This is a genomic window from Porphyromonas sp. oral taxon 278 str. W7784, from assembly GCF_000467855.2.
Lineage (GTDB): Bacteria > Bacteroidota > Bacteroidia > Bacteroidales > Porphyromonadaceae > Porphyromonas.
In genome coordinates, this window is the sequence record NZ_KI259258.1 from 142,937 (window position 1) to 155,289 (window position 12,353).

General features: G+C 56.7%; 14 protein-coding genes. 2 read left to right on the plus strand and 12 right to left on the minus strand.

From position 1 onward, the window contains the following. Nucleotides 1-224: 224 nt before the first annotated feature. A complete protein-coding gene (locus tag HMPREF1556_RS07095; protein WP_021667733.1) occupies nucleotides 225-1,109 on the minus strand; it encodes a glycosyltransferase family 32 protein in 885 nt (294 codons plus the stop codon). Nucleotides 1,110-1,305: 196 nt separating this feature from the next. Between HMPREF1556_RS07095 and HMPREF1556_RS07100 the strand changes: the two genes are divergently transcribed. Both HMPREF1556_RS07100 and HMPREF1556_RS07105 read left to right on the plus strand, forming a co-directional pair. Further along, complete coding sequence (locus HMPREF1556_RS07100) at nucleotides 1,306-1,620, plus strand: hypothetical protein (protein ID WP_021667734.1); 315 nt, start codon at nucleotides 1,306-1,308, stop codon at nucleotides 1,618-1,620. Nucleotides 1,621-1,629: 9 nt separating this feature from the next. Further along, a complete protein-coding gene (locus tag HMPREF1556_RS07105; protein ID WP_021667735.1) occupies nucleotides 1,630-1,983 on the plus strand; it encodes a DUF4180 domain-containing protein in 354 nt (117 codons plus the stop codon). Nucleotides 1,984-2,109: 126 nt separating this feature from the next. On the opposite strand, the gene HMPREF1556_RS07110 is transcribed toward HMPREF1556_RS07105, so the two are convergent. The 11 genes from HMPREF1556_RS07110 to HMPREF1556_RS08745 form a co-directional block, all read right to left on the minus strand. After that, nucleotides 2,110-2,295, minus strand: coding sequence for a hypothetical protein (locus HMPREF1556_RS07110; RefSeq protein WP_021667736.1), 186 nt, complete (start codon nucleotides 2,293-2,295; stop codon nucleotides 2,110-2,112). Between the two features lie 25 nt (nucleotides 2,296-2,320). Then, nucleotides 2,321-3,295: a porphobilinogen synthase gene (gene hemB, locus HMPREF1556_RS07115; RefSeq protein WP_044125377.1), complete on the minus strand. Its 975-nt coding sequence runs from the start codon at nucleotides 3,293-3,295 to the stop codon at nucleotides 2,321-2,323. Between the two features lie 3 nt (nucleotides 3,296-3,298). After that, entirely contained in the window at nucleotides 3,299-4,003 is a 705-nt protein-coding gene (locus HMPREF1556_RS07120) for a helix-hairpin-helix domain-containing protein (RefSeq protein ID WP_021667738.1), read from the minus strand. A gap of 9 nt (nucleotides 4,004-4,012) precedes the next feature. Then, the gene (locus HMPREF1556_RS07125) at nucleotides 4,013-4,708 is read right to left on the minus strand and encodes an ABC transporter ATP-binding protein (protein WP_044125458.1); all 696 of its coding nucleotides are present in this window, start codon (nucleotides 4,706-4,708) and stop codon (nucleotides 4,013-4,015) included. Continuing rightward, nucleotides 4,708-5,475, minus strand: coding sequence for a ThiF family adenylyltransferase (locus tag HMPREF1556_RS07130; RefSeq protein WP_021667740.1), 768 nt, complete (start codon nucleotides 5,473-5,475; stop codon nucleotides 4,708-4,710). Before HMPREF1556_RS07130 ends, HMPREF1556_RS07125 begins: the two co-directional genes overlap by 1 nt. Then, entirely contained in the window at nucleotides 5,472-6,593 is a 1,122-nt protein-coding gene (gene mltG, locus HMPREF1556_RS07135) for an endolytic transglycosylase MltG (protein ID WP_021667741.1), read from the minus strand. The genes HMPREF1556_RS07130 and mltG overlap by 4 nt, the downstream gene beginning before the upstream one ends. A 21-nt stretch (nucleotides 6,594-6,614) precedes the next feature. After that, on the minus strand, nucleotides 6,615-7,751 hold the full coding sequence (locus HMPREF1556_RS07140) for a DUF4369 domain-containing protein (RefSeq protein WP_021667742.1): 1,137 nt from the start codon (nucleotides 7,749-7,751) through the stop codon (nucleotides 6,615-6,617). Nucleotides 7,752-7,806: 55 nt separating this feature from the next. Beyond that, nucleotides 7,807-8,817 (minus strand): tRNA dihydrouridine synthase DusB, encoded by a 1,011-nt coding sequence (dusB, locus tag HMPREF1556_RS07145; RefSeq protein ID WP_021667743.1) that lies wholly within the window; start codon nucleotides 8,815-8,817, stop codon nucleotides 7,807-7,809. After that, nucleotides 8,804-10,507, minus strand: coding sequence for a SulP family inorganic anion transporter (locus HMPREF1556_RS07150; RefSeq protein WP_044125460.1), 1,704 nt, complete (start codon nucleotides 10,505-10,507; stop codon nucleotides 8,804-8,806). Before HMPREF1556_RS07150 ends, dusB begins: the two co-directional genes overlap by 14 nt. A gap of 340 nt (nucleotides 10,508-10,847) precedes the next feature. Further along, nucleotides 10,848-11,531 (minus strand): hypothetical protein, encoded by a 684-nt coding sequence (locus tag HMPREF1556_RS07155; protein ID WP_232299049.1) that lies wholly within the window; start codon nucleotides 11,529-11,531, stop codon nucleotides 10,848-10,850. A gap of 345 nt (nucleotides 11,532-11,876) precedes the next feature. Further along, nucleotides 11,877-12,353: hypothetical protein (locus HMPREF1556_RS08745; protein ID WP_021667746.1), on the minus strand; the 477-nt coding region annotated here is incomplete at its 5' end.

The window sequence follows — 12,353 nt, forward strand, 5'->3', positions numbered from 1 at the left end:
TTTTCGACGACCTACCGTAGGTCGTTTTTGGGATGCTCGAGAAGTCGCTTGTGGAGCGGGCTGTGCTGGGGGGCTTTCCTTAGCCCTGGAATGTGGGCGTGATCTAGGAGACGAGACCGAAGAAACGACAGCTCCCCCACGGGCTCTAAGAATAGAGGCCGTGGGGGAGCTTGGTTGGTGCTTAGGGCTACTTACTCCCAGAGCTTGCTAGGCGGAAGCGCTGTCTACTTGAAGCGGGCGAGGAGCTTGTCTCTCAGGACACGACATACGAGGCACGTAAAGAGATAGCCCTTGGCAACCTTGGCATATAGAGGTCGGCCGGGTGTCGTGATGATGGGTGTGTAGGCCTTGTTGTAGTTGGCCTTGAGGGCCTTCTTATGCCCGTAGACCCCAGCGGTGTCGTAGATGGAGTAGCGCAGGCCTACATCCTGAGGCTTGTCAAGGAGGCGGTAATCTTCACCTTCGATGAGCGTGGAGCGCATGGCCTCGATGGTCTTGGTGTACATGACGGGCCCCGTGGTATGTAGGACGCCCCACAGCCCTGCTCCGTGCTTGAAGGGAGTGTACTCGTCGATATTGCGGAGCATCTGCAGGATGACGGCTCTGAGGAAGGGATGGCCAGCCACGGAAGCGATGCACCACTGGATGTATTCGCCTCGGGGGAGGAAATTCAGTTCGGGGAAGATCCCGATCCCTTCGTATTGCCCTCCGGGGAGGTTGTCCCAATGGGTGAGGATGAACTTATCCTCGGGGCGGAGTACTTCCTTGAGAGGTCGATCCAGGGATGACTTGATGTCGATGTACACCCCTCCACACTCGTAGACGAGGAGGTAGCGGAAGAAGTCTGCACGGGCAGCTCCATAGGCAGGTGCGATGCGCTGATAGTAGCCCCAGATGACTTCGCCGTAGTGCTCGAGGATGAAGGCTTTGATGTCTTCGTCATCGAAGAGATGATATTCGTATTCGGGGTTGGAGCGCTTGAGGTATTCGATGTTCTGCTCGATCTCGTGGGGCAGTCCCGTCTTGGACCGATAGGTCTGGAAGATATGGTGACTGATCTCCTTCCCCAAAGCCTTCTGGGGAACTAACTCTTGATAATTTATGCTCATTACCTTGTGCCTAACTTTGTCAATACCAGGGGAATCACAGCCCGCAGGGCAGGCTAGTCCACAAAGATAATGAAAAGGGCAGGTAGTATCGAACCACTGCTCTAACGGTGAGGGGTGGGAGCGAGCCGAAGAAGGGTGGATGCCGGGAGGCAGAAAAAACGACCTACGGTAGGTCGTCGATGCGACCTACCGTCAAGTGAAACCTACAGTAGGTTTTTTTGACGACCTACCGTGGGTCGTTTTTGGGGTACTCGAGAAGTCGCTTGTAGAGCGGGCTGGAGAAGGCCTCGATGACGGAGGTGCGGATGGCTCTTCTTCGCTGGGGTGTGAAGGGGTGAAGAAGCGCAGATCTTTGGAGGGGAAAGTGTACTTTTACGACAGAGGAATTTGGGCGCTCTTCCTTGGAATGAATCCGCTGGTGGAGGGAGTGGAAGAGTCGGGGGAAGGAACTGCATCCTCGGAGGAAGAAGACAGCTTGAGCTCTACCCCTCGGAACATGAACTATAGCTAAAGTAACTCTATGAGAATCGAAACGCACCGTATAGGTCAGGCGAAGGTCGCCGAGATCCAGGCCGAGGGGCTCGTCTTGACTTCCGTCGAGGATGGGCTTAGCCTGCTGGGCGACTTATATTATCAGGGCTTCGATAAGATCATCTTGCATGAAGAGAATATCGCGCCGGAGTTCTTCGACCTGAAGACTAAGCTCGCTGGGGAGGTGCTCCAGAAGTTCGTGCAGTATCGAATGCCGCTAGCCGTGGTGGGCGACTTCTCGAAGTATACGAGTAAGAGCCTTCGGGACTTCATCTATGAGTGCAACCAAGGTCGGCAGGTCAACTTCGTCCAAGAGCTCAGTAGTGCGCTGAAGGACCTTTGATGGGGGCGAGAGCGAAAGCCTTGCCCTTCCCGAGAGGGAATAGAAAGATGTATCCCCTAGAGACTGCCGGAGCAAGTCTCTAGGGGATACGAGTATGTGGGGGATAAGGGTGTCGGCTACGAGGGCTCAGCGTCGTCGCTGACGCCAACTCTTGACTATTGGGTAGAAGACGATCACGCCCGAGAGTAAAAGGGTCAGGAGTGTGGGGCCGTCGAGCCGAGCGCCACCGAAGAGGAGCCAGAGGACGAGGGCAAGCCACAGGGCGGAGATGATGACCATCTGCGTCGGGGTCAAGGGGCGACGATAAGCCATGAGCGTAGCAGGTAAGGGAAGGGGATTAGCGACGAAGCAGTTCGGCAGCTTCGCGGGCGAAGTAGGTGAGTATGAGGTCGGCTCCCGCACGCTTGATCGAGAGGAGGCTCTCCATCATGATGCGCTCTCGGTCGATCCATCCATTGAGGCCTGCGGCCTGGATCATCGCATATTCGCCACTGACCTGATAGGCAGCCAGAGGGAGGTCGAAGCGGTCACGAGCCCAGCGCAAGACATCTAGGTAGGGAAGGGCAGGCTTGACCATGACGATATCCGCACCTTCGGCGATATCGCCTTCGATCTCACGCATCGCTTCGCGGATATTCGCCGGATCCATCTGGTAGCTACGACGGTCGCCGAAGCTAGGAGCGGAGTCTGCTGCGTCACGGAAGGGTCCATAGAAGGCGGAGCTGAACTTCGCTGCATAGGACATGATAGGTAGTTGTTCGTAGCCCGCTTCGTCTAGTGCCTGACGCATGGCAGCGATACGGCCGTCCATCATATCCGAGGGGGCGACGATGTCGACACCTGCCTGAGCGAAGGAGACAGCTTGACGGCAGAGATAGGGCAGAGTGGCGTCATTGTCTACCGTGTAGTGATCGTGGAGGATACCGCAGTGCCCGTGATCGGTGTATTCGCACATACAGATATCTGCGATGACGATGAGCTCTGGGAGCGCTTCCTTCAGCACTCGTATTCCTTGCTGTACGATGCCCTCTTTAGAATAGGCTTCACTGCCAGTTTTGTCCTTGTGGGCAGGGATGCCGAAGAGCATGACGGAGAGGACGCCTACCTCGTAGAGCGCCTGACACTCCTTGACGAGCTCATCGACAGAGAGGCGGTACTGACCAGGCATGGTCTTGATCTCCTCTCGGATGGAAGAGCCATGGACGACAAAGAGAGGAGCGATGAAGTCTGAGGGTTCGAGGGAAGTCTCACGGACGAGAGCACGGAGGTTGGGGGTCATGCGCAGACGGCGCAGACGAGTCGTAGGATACATTGTTTAGGGTTGGTTTAGGATCGTGTCGGAGTGGGGATAGGAGGAGGCCGTCGCCCTTGGGCTGTCGACGAAGTAAGGGCTGAGGCGAATGCTGTCTTCCCTAGAGAAATGCCCCTCGGCACGGAGGGCGCTCCAGGAGAGCCGTGAGCCGTGGCGGAGGATGAGTTTCCTTAGTGCAGAGCTCTGCTCCCGACTGAGGTAAGGATGCCAGGGGAGCGAGTCGGCTCTGAGATGAGTGAGGGGATGCTTCCTGGGAGGAGTCTTGATGACGAACCACGGACGGAGCGAGAGGAACTTATCCTCATCCATGCCGTAGACCTCCTGAAGCTGTAGGACGGTGTAGTACCCACCTAGGCGAGTGCGAAGAGCGAGGATGCGGTGGGCGAAGGCTGGTCCGATGCCTGGGACACGAAGTAGCGTCAGGGAGTCTACCGAATTGAGATCAAGGTGGACATAGTGCCTGAACTTCTCTGCGGTCTTAGCCTGTCCCGCTGGAGGACCTACATAGTGGGGATCCTTGATGATCGAGTCTTGCCCTCGGTGTGACGCGCCCTGTGGAAGGGAGGCTTCCGCCTCCGTGCTCTCAGAGCGAGGAGCGGTGCTGTGCGGAGCGAAGGCATAGAGCGCCAGCCCTGAGAGGGTGATCAGGGCAAGGATGAAGAGGAACATTCGTTCGCTTCGGCTGGTCGTCATCTTCCTCTGGCGCATGGGGGGGGATTAAGGGTGGGGCTCGGTCGTAAGGTCTTGGCGAACGTGGATGGCTTCTATGAGGCCGTCCTTGAGGCTGATCATGCGGTCCGCCTCGGCGGCGAAGGCCGGATCATGGGTGACGATGACGAAGGTCTGTCCCAGCTCGGCACGTAGGTCGAAGAAGAGCTGATGGAGGCTTTCCTTGTTCGCCGTATCGAGGCTTCCTGAGGGTTCGTCTGCGAAGATCACAGCGGGTTCATTGATCAGAGCTCGGGCTACGGCTACACGCTGACTTTCGCCACCCGATAGCTCGGCGGGCTTGTGGTCCATACGTGCTTCTAGCCCTAGACGACAGAGGAGAGCACGAGCTCGGTCCTTAGCTTTGCTTCGGCGATCACCACGTAGTAGGGCTGGGAGCATCACGTTCTCCAGAGCGGTGAATTCGGGTAGAAGCTGGTGGGCTTGGAAGATGAAGCCGATCTGCTCATTACGTAGCTCTGCCTGCTTACGTGCACTGAGTGTCGTGACCTCTTGACCGCAGATCTTCAGCGAAGCTCCTGCACTAGGCGCCTCGAGTGTACCGAGGATCTGAAGGAGGGTGGTCTTGCCTGCACCACTGGCTCCGACGATCGAGATGACTTCCCGAGCATCTACCCGGAGGTCGATTCCCTTGAGGACTTCGAGCGTGCCGAAGCTCTTGTGGATGTTGGTCGCTTCTATGATCATGGGGCTGGGGTTGTCTCTGTGGAAGGAATGGACTTCTGTAGGTGCTGGATGACGTAGGCGGCTAGGTGACAGCCGAAGAGCGCAGGCATGTAGGAGACGGTACCAGCTGTAGAGCGCTTGCACTGCTCTCCCTGGATCTCCTTCACTGCATTCGGATCAGGTAGCTCGGAGGAGAAGACTACGGGGAGGCCTTGGTGTACGCCGAGTTTGCGTAGACGCTTACGTAGTACACGAGCCAGAGTACAGCTATTACTGCGACTGAGGTCCGCTAGTTGGATCTTGAAGGGATCGCTCTTCGCCCCAGCACCCATCGAACTGATGATCGGCAGACCTCGCTGAAGGGCTTGGGCAATGAGATGGGTCTTAGGCGTCAGGGAGTCTATGGCGTCGACGATGTAGTCGTAGCGATGGCGGTCAAGGAGTTCGGTGAGGGATTCGTCCTTGAGGAAGGCCAGTATAGCCTCGAGCTGGAGCGAAGGGTTGATCGAGCGAAGACGATCTGCAAGCACCGCCGACTTAGCTTGCCCGATGGTCTCGGTCGTCGCTACGAGCTGGCGGTTGATATTGGAGGGCTGCACGGTGTCGGCATCAACGATCGTCATGCGCCCTATCCCTGCACGAGCGATGAGTTCGGCTGCATAGCCTCCTACACCACCGAGGCCGACGACGAGCACATGGCACGCTGCGAGCTCCCTGACTCGCTCCTCACCGAAGAGGAGCTCAGTACGCTCCGTCCACGCTGGACTCTCTGGGGTAAGGCTCATTGGATGCCTCGCTGATTAAGGACCTGCTGATAGCGGTTGGCATTAGCCAGATGCTCGGCGAAGGTCGAGGCGAAGTTATGGTAGCCAGAGAAGTCCTCCTTGGCACACATATAGAGGAAGTCGTGGTGCTCCGCCACAAGGACGCTATCGATCGTACCTGTGCGAGGTAGGACGATGGGCGAAGGGGGAAGACCCTTCACTAGGTAGGTATTGTAGGGGGAGACGACACGGAGATGCTCGCCACGGATACGCTTGAGAGAGAAGTCTCCCACGGCATACTTCACTGTGGGGTCGGACTGCAGACGGATGTCCTTCTTGAGTCGGTTGAGATAGAGACCTGCTATGCGTCGGTACTCTTCGGGCTTAGAGGATTCACTCTCGACGATGGAGGCGAGGGTCGTCACTTCGAGGGGAGAGAGACCGAGGCGAGATGCTTCTTCGGTACGCTTCCCCTGCCAGAAGCGGAGGTAACCGCTATGGATACTATCGAGGAGGGTCTTCGCTGGAGCATCCCAAGCAAGCGTCATGGGCTGGCGAATAGCCTGAGCGTAGAAGTTCACGCTGGTAGCCCCATAGCTTCTCATGAGATCTGAGTCTTGGAGGAGTGCTTGTATGCTGTCGGCCTTGACCCAAAGGTGCTGGGCAAGGAAGTCGACCAGTTCCTTATTCGTCCGTAGTGCTAGAGGGGTAAGGGTGAGGGGTGTCTGCTCTCCGTGCTGGAGGAGATCTATGACTTCGAGCATCGTGTAGTCACGGGGTATGGCATAGCGACCCGAGCGTAGAGGGTGCTGGGGAGCATTGAGCCCCTTCCACGTAGCAAGCTGGTCAAAGATACGGGGGAAGCGTAGCCAGAGCTTCTTCTGAAGCTGAGCATGAAGCTCCTGATAGCTGCTACCTGGCGAGACGAAGATGTAGGTTGTGTCGGTAGAGGGACGACCAGCAGGCGTCATATAGAGGTACCCACCCGAGAGCCCCGCACCTACGAGGAGGACGAGGAAGAGGATGAGGAAGATGCGCGTCCACCGACGCCCATGGTGATGTCCTCGGTGATGGCCGTGTGAGGCGAAGGCGCGCCGTCCATTGAGGCGCTGATAGTGGGAGACAGAGTGCTTGCTCATACGCTGGAGGAGTGCTTGGGTTTAACGAAGGATGTCAGCAGGTTCGTCAAGACGGCGAAGCTCTGTACCACGGATGGAGAAGAAGGAAGGGAGCGACTGGACGTTGTAGTCGACCGCTGCCTCACGACTTAGATCCTGGGTGCTGATCCAGGGAAGCGAGCGGGAGGCATTCTTCCAAAGGTAGGCATCTTGGTCGAGAGATACCTCGAAGATCAAGAGGTCGGGATGGGAGCTCTGTAGGCGGCGGAGCTCTGCGACGAGGGCGGGTGACCAGGCGGCAGCGTAGCTAGTGAAGGATACGAGCACGGGGCGACCTTTGGCTACTTCGGCACGGAGGGAGCGGAGCTGACCCTGCTGGTCCTTGAGCTGGATCTCGGGGAAGGCTACGGCTTCTACCTGACGGGTAGCAAGGCTATCGGGCTGGGAGGCCTGCCGTCTAGCCCGAGCAAGAGCTACGGAGCGTAGGGCCGCCTGCTTGAGCAGAGGGGTGTAGGGAGCATTGGGGTAGAAGGCTTCGTAAGCTGTCCCTACAGCTGCGAAGGCACGATCATCACCGGGGCTATCGACAGAGAAGTACGTCCCGCCCTTGTAGCTCTGAAAGAGAGCGAAGTACGCAGCAGGACTCCTCGGGTCACTATAGATATAGCGATCGGTGAGCGCTTCCTTGAGCTTGGAGGAAAGGGAGTCGATGGAGCTCAGGGCTGAGGCCTGTGAGATCGTCCCCGCCTCTAGGGCAGAGATGATGCCTTCGATCTTCTTGTCGGTAGCGGAGCGTAGGAGGGTGATCTCTCGGATCTGCTCGTTGGCTTTGTCGCCTGACTTGATCTTGTAGGAGGAGAAGAGATCCTTGCCCGAAGCCGAGAGGGATAGTCTCGTCGTGGAGTTTGCTGTGAAGGGGATGAAGCTCTCACCTAGGCGCAGACGGAAGAAGGAGGGATAGCTGTGACCCTCTCTGTGGAAGGAGAAGTGCCCCGCCTTGTCGAGGGTCACTGAGTCGAGGGCTTGTGGTTCGTCCGTGTCGGTGGACTCGAGGTAGAGCACTTGGCCCGAGGCATCGGTGATCGTCCCTTCAGCGATGAATTCGCCCGACTTACCTCCTGAGCAGGAGGCGAGGAGGAAGGGTAGGAGGAGGACTAGGCGGAGTGTCTTCGTATTCATGATCTGCCGTATGATGGGGATAGGAATAGGGATATTCTATGGGGTGGGGAAGGGCTTAGCTCTGAGGTGCCCAATATTCGCCCGTCGCCAGAAGGAGCTCCTCTGCATGAGCGATCTCTGCGAAGAGCTCTTCGCGTGTCGTAGCACGGAGCATAGCGATACGGACGGGGCGGAAGTGGTCGATGCCCTTGAAGATGGGGCTGGCTGCGATATGTCGGCGACTATGCAGGATACCTCGCCGTTCGTCGAGCTTACGGATATTATTGTCTACCAGCTGGCGAAGGATATCGACGTAGAAGGCCTTGGCTCGTAGGGGTAGCTCTTCCCCCGTATGGAGGTAGTGCTTCATCTGCTCGAAGATCCAGGGCTGACCGATGGTGGCACGGCCGACCATCACCCCATCGACGCCGTAGCGATCGAAGGCAAGTCGGGCCTCTTCGCCCGTGGTGATATCCCCGTTGCCGATGATGGGTATGTGCATACGGGGATTGTCCTTGACGGTACCGATGAGCGTCCAGTCAGCCTCTCCCGTATACATCTGTGCTCGGGTGCGTCCATGGATGGTGAGGGCTTGGATACCTACATCCTGTAGGGCTTCGGCTAGGGTGACGATGATCTTGCTATCGTTATCCCAGCCAAGGCGAGTCTTCACTGTGACGGGGATCTTGACGGCCTTGACGATCTCCTCGACGATACGGAGCATTTGGTCGGGACAGCGGAGCATACCGCTTCCTGCTCCCTTGCCGGCGACCCGCTTGACGGGACAGCCGAAGTTGAGGTCAAGCACCTCGGGACCTGCAGCCTCAGCGATGCGGGCAGCCTCGACCATGGGCTCTACCTCACGGCCGTAGATCTGGATAGCTACGGGGCGCTCCTCGGGGTCGATCTCTAGCTTGCGTGTCGTACCTGCTACCTGGCGAATGAGGGCATCGGCGCTGAGGAACTCCGTGTACACCATGTCTGCTCCGAAGCGCTTACAGAGGAGGCGGAAGGCTACATCCGTCACGTCCTCCATAGGGGCAAGGAGTAGGGGGCGCTCCCCAAGATCGACTTTACCTATTTTCATTCGTCTGCTGTGCTAAGTATTGAGTGGCTGTGGCTAGGGCCTCGTGAATATTCGGACAAATATACGGCTCTCCTATGAGATCCGCTATCCCTGTAGCTTGGAGGGTGGCATGTACTGAGGGGCGTACACCCGAGAGTACAAGACGGATGCCTTCGCTCTGTGAGGTCTCGATGAGGATACGGAGGTTGCGCACGGCGGTGGAGTCCATGAAGGGCACCTGACGCATACGTAGGATGCGCACCTGAGGGCGGGCCTTCGTCGCTAGGACGATCTCTTCGAAGCGGTTAGCTATACCGAAGAAGAAGGGTCCTTCGATCTCGTAGACCTCGACGCCTTGGGGTAGGTGAAGGGTCTCCGATCCACCCTGATGCTGGGTGTCATCCTCCTCAGAGTGGAGGTGGAGCTTGTCTCGGGAGACGACGATACGGGTCGATTCGATCACTCGGCGCATGAAGAGGAGCATCGCTAGAAGTAGCCCAAGCTCAATAGCAATGGTCAGGTCAAAGAGTACAGTCAGGAGGAAGGTCACGAGAAGCACAGCTGCATCGCTACGAGGCCCACGGAGGGACGCACGTACGGAGCGCCAGCCACTCATATTATAAGAGATGACCACGAGCACTCCCGAGAGGCAAGCCATGGGGATGTAGGCCATCAGAGGCATGAGGAAGAGGAAGATCAGGAGCAGGACGACAGCGTGGGTGATCCCAGCGATGGGGGTGCGCCCGCCGTTGTTGATGTTGGTCATGGTGCGTGCGATAGCGCCGGTGACAGGGATGCCGCCGAAGAAGGGGACGATGATGTTCGCCACGCCCTGAGCCATCAGTTCGGTATTGGAGCGATGACGCTCACCGATGACCCCGTCGGCTACGCTTGCCGAGAGGAGGGACTCAATAGCTCCAAGGATGGCGATGGTGAAGGCTGGACCGATGAGGCGCTCTAGGGTCGCCCAGCTCAGCTCGGGAGCGACGAGGTCGGGGATACGAGCCGAGATGGTGTAGCGGTCCCCGATGGTGTTGAGGCCTGTGATGCCAGCATACTCCTTGAGCAGATAGCAGGTGATGGTCATCACGACGATGGCGACAAGCGAGCCCGGTATGACCTTCGTCAGTCGAGGGGTCAGCTGGATGATGAGGATGCTCCCGAGGCCGATCAAGAGCGTCGGCAGGTGCGTCAAGCCCAGAGAGGAGAGGAGGACTCCCCACTTAGGCACAAACTCCTTCGGCAGACCTGTCAGCCCGAGACCGAAGAGATCATTGACCTGAGTGGTGAAGATCGTCACGGCGATCCCCGCCGTGAAGCCTAGGATGATGGGGTAGGGAATGAACTTGATCAGCGACCCCAGCCTCAGTGCTCCCATCAGCAGAAGCAGAATTCCTGCCATGAGCGTGGCGATAAGGAGGCCGCTCTGTCCATACTCCCCGATGATCCCGAGGACGATGATGATGAAGGCGCCCGTAGGCCCTCCGATCTGGACAGAGCTCCCCCCGAGGGCGGAGACGATGAGCCCCCCGAGGACGGCTGTGACGAGCCCTACTTCGGGCGACACTCCACTGGCGATAGCGAAGGCGATAGCCATGGGGAGGGCGACGATACCGACGATGAGTCCTGCCATCAGGTCTCGGGTAAGCGCCTGCTTCGTATAGCCTCGGAGGCTATCGACGATCATGGGGCGAAAGTTCAATTTGTTCATCATTAAGCTTACTTCTAGCCAACTGGTGTTTTGGGCATACAAAGATAAGGAAAAGCCCCCGTGCCTCTTGGGGCGCTGGCCCCGAGGACAGGGCTTCCGCATCGAAATCCTCCCGTGCAGTTCGCTCCCCCATACGTCGCATCGTCTCTATGTGTACTCCTCGTTGTACATCACGACGTCAGCATATCCTATTGCCCGTCCAGCTAGGGTAGAGCCGGAAACAAGACAGGAGAAGGCACCTGCCTTCTCCTGCTAGTTTGTCCAAGGTAGCCCCTATGCAAAGGTGAGCTTCAGTATGCTTTGCCCGAAGCTATCCACGCATCATACAAAGGACCTTTCCCTACTTCTTTACCCGTCGTAGCGTACAGATTTCTGCCAGATAGCCCCTAGGAGGGATATAATCAGGGATATTCGGAATCTCATCAATTGCAATAATAAATCCCCGGCGTAGCACGATCGTGTCTTGATCAGCATTTATATAGAGAAGTACATCGACTGCCGCCTTATAGGGCTTGTCAGCTTCCCCATAAGAGAAGAGGACCTTATAGATATTAGGGTCTACAGCCTTTTTCTCCTTATCCCATCGGAAGTCAGTGCCTTGGATGAAAGAAGTCCCAGGGATTAGCCTCCTGGTCGGCGTGATAGCTGGCTTACGATCCTTAGTGATTGATAGCTCCAAGCCCAAGGCATCAGACCAATAGTCTCCGAAGCAGTCTAACTTCTTTTGTACCGCGATACGTACGCGCCAGTGATAGTTTCCAACGCCAACGCCTTCCCACTCTCCTGCGAACTTATCAAGGTCGTGGTGTTGATCCTCAAAGTAGTAGTCTCGAGGAAAGTTTCGATTCTCCTCTGGTATCTTTTCTTTGTCGCGCAAGGCCACTACCTTCGTCTGTGCAGAGCATACTTCAGTGAGGAGAAATAGGGAGAAGAAGAGTAGGGCTGAGACTGCCCTTACCAAAAACACTCCCTGTCGCTTCTTTGTGTTATTTGCAATCATGAGGCGCAAGTTCAATTTGTTCATCATTAAGCTGCTTGTCACTTCTAGCCAATAGGTGTTTTAGCCATATAAAGATAAGGAAAAGCCTCCGTGCCTCTGGGGGGCTACCTCCGTAGACTGGGCTTTCGTATCGAAATCCTCCGGTGCAGTTGGCTCCCCCATACGTAGCATTGTCTCTACGTGTGCACCTCGTTGCACATCGAGACCGATTCACATCCTATTCCCTGTCCAGCGAGGGGAGAGCCGGAAACAAGACAGGAGAAGGCAAGTGCCTGCTCCTGCTAGTTTGTCCAAGGTAGCTCCTGTGCTAAGGCGAGCTTCAGTATGCTTTGCCCGAAGCTATCCACACATTATACAAAGGAACTTTCCCTACTTCTTCTTTACCCGTCGTAGCGTACAGATTTCTGACAGAAGGCCCCCGGCAATGACATAATCAGGGATATTCGGAATCTCATCAATCGCAATAATAACTCCCTGACGTAGTACGATCGTATCTTGATCAGCATTCAGACAGAGGTACACTTGGATTGCCGCCTTATAGGGCTTGTCAGCTTTCCCATAAGAGAAGTGGACCTTATAGATATTAGGGTCTACTGACTGTTTCTCCTTATCCCATCGAAAGTTAGTGCCTTGGATGAGAGAAGTCCCAGGGATTAGCCTGCTGGTCGGCGTGATCGCTGGCTTACCATCCTTAGTGATTGATAGGTCCAAGCCCAGGGCATCAGACCAATAGTATCCGTAGCAGTCTAGCTTCTTTTGCACCGCGATACGTACGCGCCAGTGATAGTCCCCAAGGCCAACGCCTTCCCACTCACCTGCGAACTTATCAAGGTCGTGGTGTCGATC